Source organism: Paracoccus sp. (in: a-proteobacteria), from assembly GCF_030538755.1.
In the GTDB taxonomy this organism is placed as follows: Bacteria; Pseudomonadota; Alphaproteobacteria; order Rhodobacterales; family Rhodobacteraceae; genus Paracoccus.
Genome location: NZ_JAUNTJ010000017.1, coordinates 38,193 through 55,090, shown reverse-complemented (window position 1 = coordinate 55,090; position 16,898 = coordinate 38,193). Strand labels below are relative to the sequence as shown.

The following is a 16,898-nucleotide window of genomic DNA, read 5'->3' as shown; positions in this document are numbered from 1 at the left end:
CGCCATCAGGGCTGACACCCGAGGCGGTGGCGACAACGGCGGCATGTGGATCAAGGGCGTTCGACATCTGTAACCTTCGGTTCGGCAGGATCGGATCAGATAAGCCGCCGCCCCGCACGGGGGCGGCGGACAACCGGCATCAGTTCTGCGACAGCCAGCTGCGCAGACGCTCGGTCAGTTCGATGTCGTGGTCGGCCCAGAATTCCGGGTCATCCATCACCGCACCCGCCATATGCTGTTCCGAGTTGGGCATGTGATCGGCCATCTGGGTCTTGTCATCCTTGTAGGTGCCCACCAGCGGCAGCGAGGATTTCCGCGTCGGGCCATAGCTGATATAGCGCGCCTGTTCCGCCAGTTGCTGCGTGTCGGTGGCGAATTTCACATATTCCAGCGCCTGTTCGGGATTCGGTGCGCCCTCGGCGATGACGAACAGGTTCATTTCCATGTATTGCCCGTCCCAGATGATGCCGAAGGGCTTACCCTCGGCCACAATGGCGTCAAAGATGCGGCCGTTGTAAACGGTGGTCATCGTCACCTCGCCATCGGCCAGCAGTTGCGGCGGCTGCGCGCCCGCTTCCCACCACACGATGTCGCGCTTGATCGTGTCCAGCTTGGCAAAGGCGCGGTCCACGCCTTCGGGGGTGGCCAGCGTTTCCAGAACCTGATCGGGCGCGACGCCATCCGCCACCAGCGCCAGCGACAGCGTGCGTTTCGCACTGGGCGGCAGGCCGCGCTTGCCGGGGAATTGGGCGGTGTCAAAGAAATCGGCGGCGGTTTGCGGCGCGCCATCGGGGAACTTGGTCGTGTCATAGGCGATGACCGTGCCCCAGACGATGTTCCCGACCGCGCAATCGGTCAGCGCGCCGGGGATGAAATCGTCCACGGCTGCCGTGCCATCGGGCGCGGCGGGCAGATCGGCGGCGTCGATCTGGATCGCGGCCCCCTCATCGCACATGCGGACCGCACCGGCGTGGTCAAGGTCGAACACATCCGCGGTGACATTGCCCGCCTCGACCTGCGCTTTCAGCGGGATCGCGGGATCATCGGAGTCGATCATGTTGACGGTGATGCCCGTCGCCTCGGTGAAGGGCTTGTTATACGCCTCGACCTGACTGGCCGAATAGGCCCCGCCCCATGACACCACGTTCACCTGCTGCGCCGAGGCGGCACCCGTCAGCCCGGCCAGTGCCGTGCCAAGAATCAGATATTTTTTCATATGTCGTTCTCCCTGTTTGGCGGCTTTGGCCGCCGTTTTTGGTTTTGGACCGCCCATCAAGCAGGCGAACGGCCCGGCCTTCTCAGCTTGCCAGCCAGGCGTTGAAACGCTCGGTCAGTTCGATGTCGTGATCGGCCCAGAACTCGGCATCGTTGACCAGCGCCCTTTCCACGTTTTCGGGCGTGGTCGGCAGATAGGGGGCCATGTCGGTGGTGCCGTCCTTGAACATACCCACGCTGGCAGAGGCCGATTTGCGCGGCGGGCCATAGGCGATATATTTCGACAGATTCGCCTGCTGCGCCGGGTCCGAGGCAAAGGCGATGAACTTCATCGCCGCGTCGCGATTGGGCGCACCGACCGGCACGACCCAGTAATCCATATCCAGATTGACGCCATCCCAGACAAAGCCGAACGGCTTGCCCTCTTGCACGATGGCGTCGAAAATCCGGCCGTTATAGGCCAGCGTCATCGACGCCTCTTTGTCGGCCAGCAGTTGCGGTGCCTGCGCGCCGGCTTCCCACCACAGGATGTCGCCCTTGATCGTGTCCAGCCTGGCAAAAGCGCGGTCAACGCCTTCGGGCGTGGACAGCACGTCATAGACCTGATCCGGGGCCACGCCATCGCCCAGCAGGGCAAATTCCAGCGTGTATTTCGGCCGCTTGATGAAACCACGCTTGCCGGGGAATTTCTCCAGATCAAAGAAATCGGCCACCGTCGCGGGCGCGCCATCGGGAAAGGCGCTGGTGTCATAGGCAATGACCGTTGACCAGACCATGATCGCCGCGCCGCATTCATGCAGCGCCGCGGGCAGATAGTCATCGGCGGGCGCACTGCCATCGGCACCTGCGGGCAGGATCGCCGGATCAATCGGCTCGATCAGCCCTTCGTCGCACAGGCGCAGCACATCCGACTGTTCGACGTCGAACACATCGCTTTGCACATTGCCTGCCTCGACCTCGGCTTTCAGCCGGGTGGGCGGATCGGAATTGTCGATCATCGTGGCCCCGATGCCGGTCGCCTCGGTAAAGGGCTTGGTGTAAGCCTCGTTCACCGCGTCGCCAAAGGCACCGCCATAGGTGGTGATATTGATCGGCCCTTCGGCCAATGCCGGGCCGGCCAGCAAAGCAAGCGCCGTTCCGACCAGCAGTTTGGACCCCATCATAGCGTCGTCCTCCCCAATATGGACGCTGTTGACTACAGCTTGTTCTTTCCTGCGATGCCGTCCCCGCATCGGTGGCGGGAACGGCGGTGTTCAAAGGGCCGGATCAGCTTGCCAGCCAGCTGTTAAAGCGTTCGTTCAGCTCGGCATCGTGATCGACCCAGAATTCAAGGTTCGACCCCAGTGCATTGGTCAGGTTTTCCGCCGTCGTCGGCAGGTTCGGCCCCATCGGCACGTCCGAGCCTTCGATATTGCCGACCAGCGCAGCAGCCGAGCGGCGCGGCGGGCCATAGCTGATGAATTCAGCCGCACGGGCCTGCGGCGCGGGCGCGGTGGTCCAGGTGATGAACTTCAGCGCATCTTCCAGATTCGGCGCACCCTTGGGCACGATCCAGCCTTCCATTTCGTAGATCTGGCCGTCCCAGACGATCTTGAACGGCTTGTTCTCGCCATGGGCGGCGTTGAAGATACGCCCGTTAAAGGCATAGGCCATCGTCACCTCGCCATCGGCCAGCAGTTGCGGCGGCTGCGCGCCCGCTTCCCACCACACGATGTCGCGCTTGATCGTGTCCAGCTTGGCAAAGGCGCGGTCCACGCCTTCGGGGGTGGCCAGCATGTCATAGACTTCATCCGGGGCGACGCCATCGGCCATCAGCGCGAATTCCAGATTGAACTTGGCCCCCTTGCGCATGGTGCGCTTGCCGGGGAACTGTTCCAGATCAAAGAAATCCGCCGGGGTCGAGGGCTTGGCCTCGGGGAATTTGCTGTCGTCATAGGTCAGCACCATCGAATAAACATCGGTGGCGACAAAGCATTCGGTGATCGCGCCTTCGATAAAGTCATCGGCGGCGGCGGTGCCGTCCCCGGCCGGGGCAAGGATCGACGCATCAATCGTTTCCAGCAGCCCTTCGTCGCACAGCCGCACCGCGTCGGCATATTCGACCGAAGCCACATCGGCTGAAACATTGCCCGCCTCGACCATGGCCTTGATCGGAGTCGCGGGGTTGTCGGCATCGGCCATACTGACGGCGATGCCGGTTTCAGCCTGAAACGGTTTGACATAGGCTTCCAGATGGGAATTGCCATAGGCCCCACCCCAGGACAGCAGGTTCACATCCGCCGAGGCAGGAACAGCCAGTGCGCCCAGTGCGGTGGTCAGGATCAGCAGTCTTTTCATATCGGTTTCTTCTCCGGTTGGACTATGGGTCTGGCGTATTCGCCGTTGTGATTGGCTGCCATGGCTGGCAGCAGGTCAAGTTAATCACGACGCCACCCAGCGGGCAAAGCGTTCGTTCAGTTCGTTCAGGTGATCGCCCCAGAAATCATGGTCGAATTGCAGCGCATTCGACATGTTTTCCGGCGCGGTCGGCAGATGCCCGGCCATCGGCATGTCGGTATCGCGATAATTGCCCACCAGCGCGGCAGCACTGTGGCGCGGCAGGCCATAGCTGATCTGCCCCGCAAACCGCGCCATCACCTGCGGCGAGGTGGTATAGGCGACATATTCCAGCGCCTCGGCCGGGTTGGGGGCGTCGGTCGGAATCACCCAGCCTTCGATTTCATAGATCTGGCCGTCCCACATCATCGACACGGGCACATCATCATCGACGCGCGCGGCAAAGATGCGGCCGTTATAGGCCATGGCCATCGCCACCTCGCCATCGGCCAGCAATTGCCGGGGCTGAGCGCCCGCTTCCCAAAAGATCGACTGCGCCTTGATCGTATCCAGCTTGGCAAAGGCGCGGTCCACACCCGCATCGGTGGACAGTAGCTCATAGACCTGCGCGGCGGGCACGCCATCGGCCATCAGCGCCATTTCCAGCGTAAAGCGCGGCTCTTTCAAAACCCCGCGGCGGCCCGGAAAGCGTTCCAGATCAAAGAAATCGGCCACGGTCTGCGGCACGGCGCCATCCATCGCCCGGTCATCCCAGGCAATGACCGTGGAATAGATGTCGGTCGCCACGAAACACTCCGCCAGGGCGTGCGGCATGAAATCCTGTTCCAGCGGAGTGCCGTCAGGCGCGGGCGTCAGGATCGCATGGTCGATGGGCTGCACCACACCGGCATCACACAGTTGCGTCGCCTCGGCATAACCGATGCTGGCGACATCGGTGGTGACATTGCCCGCCTCGGCCTGCGCCTTCAGCGGCAGGGCCGGGTCGCCGGCATCGACCATCAGCACGCCGATCCCGGTTTCGGCGGTAAAGGGACGGTTCAGCGCCTCGACCTGAGCGGCAGAAAAATCGCCGCCCCATGAAATGACCGTGATGCTGCGATCCTGCGCCGCAGCGCCAAGCGGCAGGGCAGCGGCGATCAGGGCAAACGCGCGGCGCATCGGTCAAGGATCCAGCGCGCGGGCATCCTGCGGATGCCAGCCGATACGCAGCTTTTCGCCGGGCGACAGCTTGGTCTGACCCAGCGTATTGCGGTATTTCATCACGAAACCATCGCTGCCCGCGACCCGCAGGCGGGCGCGCAGAATGTCGCCCATATAGATCACGTCGATGACCTGCGCTTCGATCGTGTGGGCATCGGCGGGCATCAGGTCGGGCTTGAACTCGACCCGTTCGGGGCGGATCGAGACGCGGGTGTCCTGCCCGACCTGACGGATGTTGACCGCCGTGGCGTCGATCAGCTCGCCATTGCCCAGCCGGACCAGCGCCTGATTGCCGTTCAACTGTTCAATATTGCCGGGCAGAGCGTTGTTTTCGCCAATGAAATTCGCAACAAAGCTGTTTTCCGGCTTTTCATACAGCACGGCAGGCGGGGCAAGCTGCTGAATGCGGCCATCGTTGAACACAGCGATGCGGTCGCTCATGGTCAGCGCCTCGCCCTGATCGTGGGTCACATAGACGACGGTAATTCCCAAAGTGTGATGCAACTGCTTGATTTCATATTGCATATGTTCGCGCAACTGCTTGTCCAGCGCGCCAAGCGGTTCGTCCATCAGCACCAGTTCCGGGTCAAACACCAGCGCGCGGGCCAGTGCGATCCGCTGTTGCTGCCCCCCCGAAAGCTGCGAGGGGCGGCGGTTTGCAAAGGCGCCCATCTGCACCATGTCCAGCGCCCGCTTGATCCGGGCATCGCGGTCGGCCTTGGTCATGCCCCGGACCTCCAGCGGGAAGGCCAGATTTTCGCCCACGGTCATATGCGGGAACAGGGCATAGCTTTGAAACACCATACCGATCCCGCGTTTATGCGGCGGCACATCGTTGATGTTGCGCCCGTCCAGCCGGATTTCGCCATGGGTGGCGGTTTCGAACCCGGCCAGCATCATCAGGCAGGTGGTCTTGCCCGAACCTGACGGGCCAAGCATCGTCAGAAATTCACCCTTGGCGATAGAAAGATTCAAATCTTTGACGACAAGCGTCTGGCCGTCATAGCTTTTCTGAACGTGGTCGAAAACGACGAACCCGTCGCCACTGGTCTTGCCGGTCAATGCGCACCTCCCCTGTAGGTCTTGTTCTGCTTATGGCGCAGGCAGAGGTTACGCAGCGTGACGGGCCAATTGCAATTACCATTTACGACAAGGCGACCACCCTGCGCGACATGCCTAAAAATCGGGCAATGATGCTGCGGCGCGGCAAATTCTGGTCACCCAGCAGCAAAGCGGCGGGTCAGATCCGCCGCGATCGTGTCGGCGCTCTGGCGCGAAAACAGGTCGCGCATCTGCCGCGTCTGCGCATAGATCATCGCCGCGATCCCGGCCATATTGCCCATGGCTGGCCGGGCAAACAGGCGCGGCTCTTTCCAGACGATCAACTGGTCGCGCCTGCCGCCGTCATCCAGCGTGTGGAACCGGAAGGCCGGAAAGAAATCATGCAGCATGACCACGAATTTACAGGCATCGCCCTGCCATATCTGCCGGGCGCTGCCCGTGGCCTGACGACAGCGCAGCGCATCCTGCTGCGATGCCATCGTCGCGCATTCATCGACAGGCCAGACGCCATCCACAACCCAGATCGCCGATTCGCGGGCCAGCGGCTGGCTGCCCAGAAACAGCCGCAACACATCCTCGAACCGCTGCGTCTGGCGGATGAAGATCAGGTCGAACCTGCGGCCCGCCGCGAAATGTGCAGCGTAATCCGACAGGTTCATTTCATAAAACCGCGCGGCTGGCACCACTGACGACCGGGTGTCGAACGGAAAATGCGGGCTGACCGAAACCTTGTCCGGCACCCCTGTCGCCATGATGTCGCGCCCCTCGGCCGACAGCTCGAGGTAAGACGCGGCCTTGTTAAACCCTGCCAGCCAGTCAAGCCGTTCGGCCATCTGCTGCGCGGGGGGCGAGGGCGGCTTAACCGGCGGCACAGGAACGGCCAGTGCGTTCAGGTATTCATCGGCATTCGGCGCAATCCGGCAGACCGAGCGTCCCTTTTTTTTCGCGACGCGATCGGCGCGGGTGTGGAAAGAGACCTGATCGACCTGCCGCGCCCCGCCGATGGTATCAAAGGACTGATGCAGCCTCTCGGTGCGCTGAAATATCCTGAATTTCTTGCCGGTGATATTGCGCAGCAGCAGCAGGCTGTGAAAGGCGGAACCTTCCTCGCCCGCGATGGTTTCGGCGCGTGACAGCATGTCCAGTTGTTCACGCAGCGGAAATGTCTCGGGGCGGGCCACGATCCAGCCGTCATCGGCCAACCGGCGTTCAACGATGTCGCTGTTGGCCAGCCCGACATCATTGTGAACCCCGTTGCGCGACAGCCACAGCCGCCGGCCCGGTTCCTGCGGCGGCCCGTCGTAGGCCGCCAGAAAAGCGGCCTGTTGCGGGTGGCACCAGTCGGCATAGCGATATCCGGGGCCGGGCACATGCAGTTGCTTGAACCGCTCGGGGGCGATCAGCACACGCAGCGGATTTCGGATGCCCAGAATGTCCAGCATATCCCGCTGCCACTGCCGGATGGTGGGCTGATGCGGCCAGGAATCCACGCCGATCCAGACGACGGGCAGATCGGGGCGATCCTTGGCATACCAAAGCCGCGCCATGCTCTCGATCAGGAAATGCCCGAAGTGGTGAAAGAACACCCCGGCATAGATCGCCTCGCCCTCGGGGGCGTCTGCGATTGCGGCGGGCGGCGGCAGGTCGGCGGCGCGATACAGATACGTGCCATGATTCCGATCTGCGATGGTATCCGGCAAAAGCCGTCCAAAACGGTCGAACACGCCCAGATATTGCCGACAATCCGTCGTCTTGTGTTTCTGAATCGGGCAGACCACGGCATCGTCGTAAAGCGAACAGCGCAGCGGTTCGTTCACGGAGCTGGCGGCGCGACGCCGCAGAATTGCAGGAAACACCGAATTCCTCCGCTGTCACATGGCGCGCAGAATATGGCAACGCCCTGCCCGGCGCACGGCCATCCAGCAAAGGCCGGACCCGTTTTCAGGTGATGGTGCGGTCGAGAAGACTCGAACTTCCACTCCGGTTAAGGAACAGCGACCTCAACGCTGCGCGTCTACCAATTCCGCCACGACCGCATCTTCGGGCAGTGCGCGGGGTCATAATGCAGCGCCGCGCAGATGAAAAGGGGATTCGTGCATGGCAGCGGGGATTGACGCAGCGGTTGGGTTGGGCCAATCCCCGCCCATGGTGGAATGGATCGCATCAACGGGCCTGACCGATTATCATCAGGCGGTCGAGTTCATGGAGACGCGCGTGGCGGCCATTGCAGCGGGCACGGCGGACGAGGCCGTCTGGCTGGTCGAACACCCGCCGCTTTATACCGCAGGCACCAGCGCAAAGGCCGGCGATCTGCTGGACAGCCGCTTTCCGGTGCATGAAAGCGGGCGCGGCGGGCAATATACCTATCACGGGCCGGGGCAGCGGATCGTCTATGTGATGCTGGATCTGAACCGGCGCGGGCGCGACATCCGCGCCTTTGTCACCGGGCTGGAAAACTGGGTGATCGCCGCGCTGGCCGAATTCGGCATCAAGGGCGAAATCCGTCAGGGCCGGGTCGGCGTCTGGGTCGCGCGCCCCGACAAGCCCCCCCTGCCCGATGGCAGCACCCGCGACGACAAGATCGCCGCCATCGGCATCAAGCTGCGCAAATGGATCAGCTTTCACGGCATCTCGATCAATGTCGAACCCGACCTTGGCCATTACGCCGGCATCGTGCCCTGCGGCATTTCCGGGCATGGCGTGACCAGTCTTGTCGATCTGGGCCTGCCGGTGGGGATGGATGATCTGGACGTGGCCCTGCGCGCCACCTTTGCCCGGCACTTTCCCGGATAGGTGCCATCATATTCCCGCGACAAGCCGCTGACGGCATCTGCATGGCCGGATTTGAGTGTTGCGGCGTCCCGGCGTGGTGCTAACAATCTGCGTCTGGGGGGCACAAATCCCCGAATCGCAGTTCGTTAGGACAAAGCCATGAAAGCCACGATCTTCGCCTCTCTTGCCGTGTTGACGATGACCACGCCCGTTTTCGCGCAAGAGGCGGGCGACGCCGCCAAGGGCGAAAACGAATTCAAGAAATGCCGCGCCTGTCACATGATCCGCGACGACGCGGGCACCGACATCGTGAAGGGCGGCACCACCGGCCCAAACCTGTATGGCATCGTTGGCCGCAAAGCCGGGGCCGAGGAAGGGTTCAAATACTCGGACGCGCTGATAAAGCTGGGTGAGGCAGGCGAGGTCTGGACCCAGGAAGACCTGATCGGTTACGTCACCGACCCGAACAAATTCACCGAAGAAAAGGTCGGCGACCCGACCCTGAAAACCAAGATGACCTTCAAGCTGAACAGAGGCCAGGCCGACGTCGTGGCCTTTCTGGCGCAGCACGGCGCGCAGTAACTCTGCCACCGGATCACCCCTGCATTCCCCGCACGCCCTTGCGCTTGCGGGGGTTTTTCATGGCGCGGGTGGTGGAATTGGGTCGGCCTGCAGGGCCGGGGTGTGGCCCCGCGATCCGCGCGCAAGCGGGGGCCAGCCCCCGCACCCCCGGGATATTTAGGGACCAAAGATGAGACAGGGCGGCGGTTTTTGTCTGTGCCGTGACATGTGACCCCGTGACGGCGAGGGGCGGTTCCTGCGACCCATGTCTGATCTGGCATGTGACGCATTGTCTGGTTGGCAAGGGTGGGTTACAGGTATGTGACAGGGGCTGATCCGCGATGGCCAGCCCAAAGGAATCGAGGGAGATCGCGTATGGCAGACGCAGCCGCTCATGGCCACGATGACCATCACGACACGCGGGGGTTCTTTACCCGCTGGTTCATGTCCACGAACCACAAGGACATCGGGATTCTGTATCTGTTCACGGCGGGCATCGTCGGGCTGATCTCGGTCGCTTTTACCGTTTACATGCGGATGGAGCTTCAGCATCCCGGTGTGCAATACATGTGTCTTGAGGGGGCGCGCCTGTTCCCCTCGGCCGAGGATTGCACGCCCAACGGCCATTTGTGGAATGTGCTGATTACCTATCACGGCGTGCTGATGATGTTCTTTGTCGTCATCCCGGCGCTGTTCGGCGGGTTCGGCAACTATTTCATGCCGCTGCACATCGGCGCGCCGGATATGGCGTTTCCGCGGCTGAACAACCTGTCCTACTGGATGTATGTCGCCGGGGTCTGCCTTGGTGTCGCGTCCTTGCTGGCGCCGGGTGGCAACCAGCAGATGGGTTCGGGCGTGGGCTGGGTGCTGTATCCGCCGCTGTCCACCAACGAGGGCGGCTATTCGATGGATCTGGCGATCTTTGCCGTCCACGTTTCGGGTGCCTCGTCGATTCTGGGGGCGATCAACATCATCACCACCTTCCTGAACATGCGCGCGCCGGGGATGACCCTGTTCAAAGTGCCGCTGTTTGCGTGGTCGGTGTTCATCACCGCATGGCTGATCCTGCTGTCGCTGCCGGTTCTGGCGGGCGCCATCACCATGCTGCTGATGGATCGCAACTTCGACACAAACTTCTTTAACCCGGCAGGTGGCGGCGATCCGATCCTGTATCAGCACATCCTGTGGTTCTTTGGCCACCCGGAAGTCTATATGATTATCCTGCCCGGCTTTGGGATCATCAGCCACGTCATCGCCACATTCGCGAAAAAGCCGATCTTTGGCTATCTGCCGATGGTTCTGGCCATGGCGGCCATCGGTGTGCTGGGCTTTGTCGTCTGGGCGCACCACATGTACACCGTCGGCATGTCGGTGACGCAGCAGGCCTATTTCATGCTGGCCACCATGACCATCGCGGTGCCCACCGGCATCAAGGTGTTTTCGTGGATCGCCACCATGTGGGGCGGCTCGGTCGAGTTCAAAACCCCGATGCTGTGGGCCTTTGGCTTTCTGTTCCTGTTCACCGTCGGCGGCGTGACCGGGGTGGTGCTGTCGCAGGCCCCGCTGGACCGCGTTTACCATGACACCTACTATGTCGTGGCGCATTTCCACTATGTGATGTCGCTGGGTGCGGTCTATGCGATCTTTGCCGGGGTCTATTTCTGGATCGGCAAGATGTCGGGCCGTCAGTATCCTGAATGGGCGGGCAAGCTGCACTTCTGGATGATGTTCATCGGATCGAATCTGATCTTCTTCCCGCAGCATTTCCTGGGCCGTCAGGGGATGCCACGTCGCTATATCGATTATCCGATCGAATACGCCTACTGGAACAATATCTCGTCGATCGGGGCCTATATCTCGTTCGCGTCGTTCCTGTTCTTTATCGGCATCGTGTTCTATACCCTGTTCGCAGGGCAGCGCGTGACCCAGCGGAACTATTGGAACGAACATGCCGATACGCTGGAATGGACCCTGACCTCGCCCCCGCCCGAACACACGTTCGAGCAATTGCCCAAGCGCGAGGATTGGGACCGCAGCCACGCCCACTAAGCCGGGGCGGACAAGATCACAAAGCCCCGGAACGCTCCGGGGCTTTTTCATACGAGAACGCCGATGCCCTCACTGGTTCCTGAACTGACTGTCACCGATTTCGACGCCTCGCTGCGGTTTTATCGGGATATTCTGGGTTGGCAGGTGATCTATGACCGCCCCGAGGACAGCTTTGCATATCTCCGCATGGGCGGGGCCGATCTGATGATCGACGCGCCTTCGGTCGGGCGCAATTTTGACCAGAGCCTGACAGCGGCTGACCGCCCTTTTGGTCGCGGCATGAATCTGGAAATCACAGTGGACGAGGTGCAGCCCCTGCTGGATGCGCTGGCGGAAAAAGGCTGGCCACTGATCCTGCCGGACGAAGAAAAATGGTATCGCGCGGGCGATCATGAAACTGGCCAGCGCCAGTTCGTTGTCGCGGATCCCGACGGCTATTATTTGCGCTTTTGCCAGCTCCTCGGCACCCGCCCGGCGAGGCAGCATGCCCTATGAGTGGCAAGACCACCCCGGCACCGCGCGGCTGACCGCCTGGCCCTATCGGTCGATGCCGGTGCACGGGTTTGTCTGGTTCATTGCGGCGACGGCGATTTTCATGGGGCTGCCGCTGATCGCCATGGTCGGCACGGCGATTCTGTGGGGGCTGCTGCCCTTCGCGGGCGTGGCGCTGTGGGGGCTGTGGTTTGCGATCACGCGCAGCTATCGCAGTGGTCAGACGCAGGAAATTCTGACGCTGACCCGCGATCAGGTCGTCTTGATCCGCCACGATCCGGGCAGCCCTGACCGGCACTGGCAGGCCAACAGCCATTGGGTGCGCGCCGTTTTGCGCAAAGGTCCGGTGCAGGATTATCTGACGTTGACCGATGGCCGCCGCGAGCTTGAGCTAGGGGCCTTTCTGACGCCCGAGGAGCGCCGCACCCTGCATAACCAGATCACGCAGCGGCTGATGGACCTGCGTTGAGTTACTTCGCTTTAAGTGCCGCCTATTGGGATGAGTTGCCCCCTGCCCCTTGCGGCAAGATCAAGGTTGTCATGAGAGCGGGGCATCCGCTGAACATAAACTGCGGCGGCAGGGAAACAGCACTTGCCTCATCCCGGCCAGAATCCAGAATAGTGTATGCCGCAATTATTAGGACAGGATTCACCTGATATGATTGTAGTTGCATCAGCAAAAGGCGGCGCCGATATTTCTCTGTGCCTTGGGTTTCTGACAGGTCATGGCATACAGGCTTATGCGCTTGACCAGCATATGACGGTTCAGACCCCTCACTGGTCACAAGCGACCGGCGGCTGTCGAATCGCCGTCCCTGCCAGTCAGGCACAAGAAGCCATCGCCCTGCTGGCAGCAGCCGGCACGCCCGAATGGCAACGACCCGGTATTCTTGCCACATTGCTGATGGTCATCGCATTTTTCTTTGCGCATGTCCCGCCACCCGACAGGGGCACCACCTTGCTGTCCCGGCGGCTCATGACAACACTGAGTGAGAACGAGCCACCCGCCTGACCAAAGGCCCGAACCGCCCGCCACTCCCGACCACTCTGCCAGGGGGGCCGCTTGGGGTAGGGCCAACCTTCAGGCCCCGGCGGCGCGCTGCCGGGCTTTGGATTTTGCGGGCATGGAATACCTCCTGCCCGCATAACGCCCGGGACCGCCCCGGCACCGCCAAAGGGTTCAGCCCATCAGCCGCGCCTTGACCAGCGGGCCGACAGCGCCGAAATCCATCTGCCCGGCATAGCGCGCCCGCAGTTCGGCCATCACGCGGCCCATGTCGCGGATCGACCCGGCGCCCAGATCGCTGATGACGGTGGCGATGGCGGCCTCGGCCTCGTCGCCGGTCAACTGCCGGGGCAGATAGGCCTGAATCACCTCGATTTCGGCCAGTTCCTTTTCCGCCAGTTCCAGCCGCCCGCCTTCTTCATAGGCGCGCGCCGATTCCTGCCGTTGCTTGACCATCTTCGACAGGATCGCGATCAGATCGGCATCGCCCAGTTCCGCCGTCTCGCCCCCCTCGGACCGGGCGGCGATCTCGCGGTCCTTCAGGGCGGCGCCGATCAGGCGCAGCGTGGACAGGCGGGCGCTGTCACGCGCCTTCATCGCCTCTTTCGTGTCGGCCATCAGCCGGGTGCGCAAATCCATGGTCTGTCCTTCCTGATGGCCAAAGGGCCGGTTCCGAAGCTCGGCCATTTATGCCCCGGACGGCCGGTTTTCAACCCGCAAGACTTGACCCCGCGCTGCGCCCCCCCTATTCACCCTGTGATTTCAGACAGAGGTGCCGCCATGGCCGCAAAACCTACCGCCTGCCTCGCGCTTGCCGACGGCACAGTGTTTTATGGGCAAGGCTTTGGTGCCACCGGGCAGGTGGTCGCCGAGCTGGTGTTCAACACCGCGATGACCGGCTATCAGGAAATCATGACCGATCCGTCCTATGCCAGCCAGATCGTCACCTTTACCTTTCCGCATATCGGCAACACCGGCATCACCCCCGAGGATGACGAGGCGGGCGATCCCGTCGCATCCGGCATTGTCGTCCGCTGGAACCCGACCGAGCCGTCGAACTGGCGCGCCACGAACGAACTGTCGGCGTGGATGGCCGCGCGCAACCGCATCGGCATCGGCGGCGTCGATACCCGGCGGCTGACCCGCGCGATCCGCCAGCAGGGCGCGCCGCATGTGGTGCTGACCCATGATCCCGACGGCGATTTCGACATCGCCGCCATGGTCGCCAAAGCGCGCGACTGGCCGGGGCTGGTCGGGCTGGATCTGGCGAAAGAGGTGTCCTGCACCCAAAGCTATCGCTGGACCGAAGGCACCTGGGAATGGGGGACCGGCTTTGACACGCCTGCCACCGAGCGCCCGTTCAAGGTGGTGGCGCTGGATTACGGTGCCAAGCGGAACATCCTGCGCTCGCTGGTGGCCAGCGGTGCGCAGGTCACGGTCCTGCCCGCAACCGCCACCGCCGACGAGGTGCTGGCCCATGACCCGGAAGGCGTATTTCTGTCGAACGGCCCCGGCGATCCGGCGGCGACGGGCGACTATGCCGTGCCGATGATCCAGACCCTGCTGGAACATGATCTGCCGATCTTTGGCATCTGTCTGGGCCACCAGATGCTGGCACTGGCGCTTGGTGCCAAGACGGTCAAGATGGGCCACGGCCACCACGGCGCGAACCATCCGGTGCGCGATGTGGAAACGGGCAAGGTGGAAATCACCTCGATGAACCACGGCTTTGCGGTTGATTCGCAGACCCTGCCCGATGGCGTGCTGGAAACCCATGTCAGCCTGTTCGACGGCTCGAACTGCGGCCTGCGCGTGCAGGGCCGCCCGGTGTTTTCGGTGCAATACCACCCCGAGGCCGCGCCCGGCCCGCAGGATAGTCTCTATCTGTTCCGCCGTTTTGCGGATGCAATGCAGGAACGGCGCAAATAATCTATCGTGCTTAACGGGTTTTTAACCTGAACTGTGCAGCCATGGGGCAAGAGAAGGACTTGCCCCATGAGCCAGACCAGAGGCGCAGAACGCGCTGACAATATCTTTGCGCTGCGCCGCACCCCTGCCCCGGTCATAACACCGGCGCAGGCAGCCCCCACGCCGGAACCGGCGGCAACCACGACTCTGGCCCCGCGCAATCAACAGCCGCTTGGAAAACTGCTGCTGGAAGATGGGGCGGTCTCGACCGGCGATCTGCTCAAGGCAACGGTGCTGCGCAAGCGCGAAGATGTGTCGCTAGGGCAAATTCTGCTGGCGCATGGCTGGGTGACGGAACCGGCGCTGACGCGGGCATTGTCGCGGCAATGGCGCACTTCGGTCATTGATCTGGCCGAAACCCCGCCCGACCCGCGCCTGATCGACGCCGCCGGGGCGGATTTCTGTCTGGCGCAGGGGATCGTGCCGTGGCGGCGTGTGGCCGGGGTCACATGGATCGCCACCGCCCGCCCGCAGGATTTCGACGCCCTGCTGCCGCAATTGCCCGACAGTTTCGGTATCGTGCGGATGCTGCTCTGCGCGCCCACTCAGGCGCAAGAGGCGATTCTGGCCACGCGCCGCACGCAGTTGATCCGTCAGGCCGAATCGCGCGTGCCCGCCGCCGAAAGCTGCCGCACGCGAAACGAAACCCGCACCGGCCGTATCGCCATGACCTTGGGCGCCGTGCTGCTGGCCGGGCTGGTGCTGTCGCCGGTGGCGGTGGCGGCAACCCTGACCGTCTGGGCCGTGTTTATGCTGATCTGCGCCACCGCGCTGAAAATTCTGGCTTTTCGCAGCACCTTACGCGCCGATGCCGCCGCGCGGGCCGAACGGATCGCACTGGCGGCAAACCTGCGCACCCCGCCCGAGTTCGACGGCCCCCTGCCGGTCATCTCGGTCATGGTGCCGCTGTTTCGCGAAAGCGACATCGCCGACAGTCTGGTCACGCGCCTGTCGCGGCTGACCTATCCGCGCGAACTGACCGACATCCTGCTGGTGGTCGAGGCCACCGACGACGTGACCTGCGACGCGCTCAAGGGGGTGACGCTGCCGCGCTGGATGCGCGTGGTCAAGGTGCCCGACGGCCCGATCCGCACCAAGCCGCGGGCGCTGAACTATGCGCTGAATTTCTGCCGCGGCAGCATCGTGGGCGTCTGGGATGCCGAGGATCGCCCCGACCCGGACCAACTGCACAAGATCGCGCGCGGCTTTCACTTTGCCGCCCCCGATGTGGCCTGCCTGCAAGGCGCGCTGGATTACTATAACCCGCGCACCAACTGGATGGCACGCTGCTTTACCATCGAATACGCGACCCTGTTCCGGGTCCTGCTGCCGGGCATGGCGCGGATGGGCCTGGTCGTGCCTCTGGGTGGCACCACGCAGTTCTTCCGCCGCGACGTGCTGGAACAACTTGGCGCATGGGATGCGTGGAACGTGACCGAGGACGCCGATATGGGCGTGCGTCTGGCCCGCTATGGCTGGCGCGCCGAGGTGCTGGACACCACCACCGACGAAGAGGCCAACTGCCGCCCCGTGCCATGGGTCAAACAGCGGTCCCGCTGGATCAAGGGCTATGCCATGACATGGGGCGTCGCCATGCGCGACCCGGCGGGCCTGTGGCGGCAGATCGGCACCAAGGCGTTCGTGGGGATGCAGGTGCAGTTCTTCGGCTCGGTCTCGCAACACCTGCTGGCCCCCGTGCTGTGGAGCTTCTGGCTGCTCAGCCTGGGCCTGCCGCATCCGGTCATCCCCGCCTTCCCGCCAGAATGGGCACCGCTGGCCGCCATCAGCCTGTTTACCCTGTTCATCACCGCCGAGCTGCTGAACATGGCCATCGGCATGTATGCCGTGCGCAAACAAAAACACCGCCACCTGATGGCATGGGTGCCGACAATGCACTTCTACAACCCGCTGGCCTGTTTCGCCGGGTGGAAGGCCATCTACGAAGTGGTCGTCGCCCCCTTCTACTGGGACAAAACCACCCACGGCATCTTCGAAGCCGAACCGCAAGAGGCAGCAAACGATCCCGCCATGCCGGGCACGGTGGCGGTGCCAATGCTGGGCCAGATCGGCGGACGGACACTGGACGAACTGTCACAAAACCAGCCGCCGGTGCCCCACAGCCAGCCAAGCGCCGACAAACCCGAAACACGTCAGGCCGCAACCGCCTGAAACAGACGCGGCCTCATCTTTGGTCCCTAAATATCCTGGGGGTCCGGGGGTAAAACCCCCGGCCTTT

General features: G+C 62.8%; 15 protein-coding genes and 1 tRNA gene. 8 read left to right on the top strand and 8 right to left on the bottom strand.

What is annotated here, in order from left to right; translation table 11 throughout:
• Positions 1–139: 139 nt before the first annotated feature.
• From Q4G14_RS11225 to Q4G14_RS11195, 7 genes are all read right to left on the bottom strand, one after another.
• A complete protein-coding gene (locus Q4G14_RS11225; protein ID WP_303361836.1) occupies positions 140–1,216 on the bottom strand; it encodes an ABC transporter substrate-binding protein in 1,077 nt (358 codons plus the stop codon).
• Between the two features lie 82 nt (positions 1,217–1,298).
• Positions 1,299–2,375, bottom strand: coding sequence for an ABC transporter substrate-binding protein (locus tag Q4G14_RS11220; RefSeq protein WP_303361853.1), 1,077 nt, complete (start codon positions 2,373–2,375; stop codon positions 1,299–1,301).
• 106 nt (positions 2,376–2,481) lie between these two features.
• Positions 2,482–3,552, bottom strand: a complete 1,071-nt coding sequence (locus tag Q4G14_RS11215) for an ABC transporter substrate-binding protein (protein ID WP_303361835.1) — start codon at positions 3,550–3,552, stop codon at positions 2,482–2,484.
• An 84-nt stretch (positions 3,553–3,636) separates the two neighbouring features.
• Positions 3,637–4,710, bottom strand: coding sequence for an ABC transporter substrate-binding protein (locus Q4G14_RS11210; protein WP_303361834.1), 1,074 nt, complete (start codon positions 4,708–4,710; stop codon positions 3,637–3,639).
• Positions 4,711–4,713: 3 nt separating this feature from the next.
• Complete coding sequence (locus Q4G14_RS11205; RefSeq protein WP_303361833.1) at positions 4,714–5,814, bottom strand: ABC transporter ATP-binding protein; 1,101 nt, start codon at positions 5,812–5,814, stop codon at positions 4,714–4,716.
• A gap of 155 nt (positions 5,815–5,969) precedes the next feature.
• A complete protein-coding gene (locus tag Q4G14_RS11200) occupies positions 5,970–7,631 on the bottom strand; it encodes a glycosyltransferase 61 family protein (protein WP_303361832.1) in 1,662 nt (553 codons plus the stop codon).
• A gap of 132 nt (positions 7,632–7,763) precedes the next feature.
• Positions 7,764–7,850 (bottom strand) — tRNA-Leu (locus Q4G14_RS11195).
• Between the two features lie 109 nt (positions 7,851–7,959).
• On the opposite strand from Q4G14_RS11195, the gene lipB reads away from it, so the two are divergent.
• From lipB to Q4G14_RS11165, 6 genes are all read left to right on the top strand, one after another.
• Positions 7,960–8,607, top strand: coding sequence for a lipoyl(octanoyl) transferase LipB (gene lipB / locus Q4G14_RS11190; RefSeq protein WP_303361831.1), 648 nt, complete (start codon positions 7,960–7,962; stop codon positions 8,605–8,607).
• Between the two features lie 138 nt (positions 8,608–8,745).
• Positions 8,746–9,168, top strand: a complete 423-nt coding sequence (locus Q4G14_RS11185; protein WP_303361830.1) for a cytochrome c family protein — start codon at positions 8,746–8,748, stop codon at positions 9,166–9,168.
• 354 nt (positions 9,169–9,522) lie between these two features.
• The gene (locus Q4G14_RS11180) at positions 9,523–11,196 is read left to right on the top strand and encodes a cytochrome c oxidase subunit 1 (RefSeq protein WP_303361829.1); all 1,674 of its coding nucleotides are present in this window, start codon (positions 9,523–9,525) and stop codon (positions 11,194–11,196) included.
• A 63-nt stretch (positions 11,197–11,259) separates the two neighbouring features.
• Positions 11,260–11,691, top strand: coding sequence for a VOC family protein (locus Q4G14_RS11175; RefSeq protein ID WP_303361828.1), 432 nt, complete (start codon positions 11,260–11,262; stop codon positions 11,689–11,691).
• Complete coding sequence (locus tag Q4G14_RS11170; RefSeq protein ID WP_303361827.1) at positions 11,681–12,157, top strand: DUF2244 domain-containing protein; 477 nt, start codon at positions 11,681–11,683, stop codon at positions 12,155–12,157. The genes Q4G14_RS11175 and Q4G14_RS11170 overlap by 11 nt, the downstream gene beginning before the upstream one ends.
• 189 nt (positions 12,158–12,346) lie before the next feature.
• A complete protein-coding gene (locus Q4G14_RS11165) occupies positions 12,347–12,700 on the top strand; it encodes a hypothetical protein (protein ID WP_303361826.1) in 354 nt (117 codons plus the stop codon).
• Between the two features lie 168 nt (positions 12,701–12,868).
• On the opposite strand, the gene Q4G14_RS11160 is transcribed toward Q4G14_RS11165, so the two are convergent.
• Complete coding sequence (locus Q4G14_RS11160; protein ID WP_303361825.1) at positions 12,869–13,333, bottom strand: GatB/YqeY domain-containing protein; 465 nt, start codon at positions 13,331–13,333, stop codon at positions 12,869–12,871.
• Between the two features lie 141 nt (positions 13,334–13,474).
• Here Q4G14_RS11160 and carA point away from each other — a divergent pair, with 141 nt between their 5' ends.
• Positions 13,475–14,623 carry a glutamine-hydrolyzing carbamoyl-phosphate synthase small subunit gene (gene carA, locus Q4G14_RS11155; RefSeq protein ID WP_303361824.1) on the top strand — a complete coding sequence of 383 codons (1,149 nt, stop codon included), beginning with the start codon at positions 13,475–13,477 and terminating at the stop codon, positions 14,621–14,623.
• A gap of 66 nt (positions 14,624–14,689) precedes the next feature.
• Complete coding sequence (locus Q4G14_RS11150; protein ID WP_303361823.1) at positions 14,690–16,831, top strand: glycosyltransferase family 2 protein; 2,142 nt, start codon at positions 14,690–14,692, stop codon at positions 16,829–16,831.
• Positions 16,832–16,898: the final 67 nt, after the last annotated feature.

Bases quoted from the DNA above. Each gene is read 5' to 3' on its own strand.
- Q4G14_RS11210 (WP_303361834.1), bottom strand. From the start codon at position 4,710: ATGCGCCGCGCGTTTGCCCTGATCGCCGCTGCCCTGCCGCTTGGCGCT.
- lipB (WP_303361831.1), top strand. From the start codon at position 7,960: ATGGTGGAATGGATCGCATCAACGGGCCTGACCGATTATCATCAGGCG.
- Q4G14_RS11165 (WP_303361826.1), top strand. From the start codon at position 12,347: ATGATTGTAGTTGCATCAGCAAAAGGCGGCGCCGATATTTCTCTGTGC.
- carA (WP_303361824.1), top strand. From the start codon at position 13,475: ATGGCCGCAAAACCTACCGCCTGCCTCGCGCTTGCCGACGGCACAGTG.
- Q4G14_RS11215 (WP_303361835.1), bottom strand. From the start codon at position 3,552: ATGAAAAGACTGCTGATCCTGACCACCGCACTGGGCGCACTGGCTGTT.
- Q4G14_RS11175 (WP_303361828.1), top strand. From the start codon at position 11,260: ATGCCCTCACTGGTTCCTGAACTGACTGTCACCGATTTCGACGCCTCG.
- Q4G14_RS11225 (WP_303361836.1), bottom strand. From the start codon at position 1,216: ATGAAAAAATATCTGATTCTTGGCACGGCACTGGCCGGGCTGACGGGT.
- Q4G14_RS11220 (WP_303361853.1), bottom strand. From the start codon at position 2,375: ATGGGGTCCAAACTGCTGGTCGGAACGGCGCTTGCTTTGCTGGCCGGC.
- Q4G14_RS11170 (WP_303361827.1), top strand. From the start codon at position 11,681: ATGCCCTATGAGTGGCAAGACCACCCCGGCACCGCGCGGCTGACCGCC.
- Q4G14_RS11185 (WP_303361830.1), top strand. From the start codon at position 8,746: ATGAAAGCCACGATCTTCGCCTCTCTTGCCGTGTTGACGATGACCACG.
- Q4G14_RS11180 (WP_303361829.1), top strand. From the start codon at position 9,523: ATGGCAGACGCAGCCGCTCATGGCCACGATGACCATCACGACACGCGG.
- Q4G14_RS11150 (WP_303361823.1), top strand. From the start codon at position 14,690: ATGAGCCAGACCAGAGGCGCAGAACGCGCTGACAATATCTTTGCGCTG.
- Q4G14_RS11160 (WP_303361825.1), bottom strand. From the start codon at position 13,333: ATGGATTTGCGCACCCGGCTGATGGCCGACACGAAAGAGGCGATGAAG.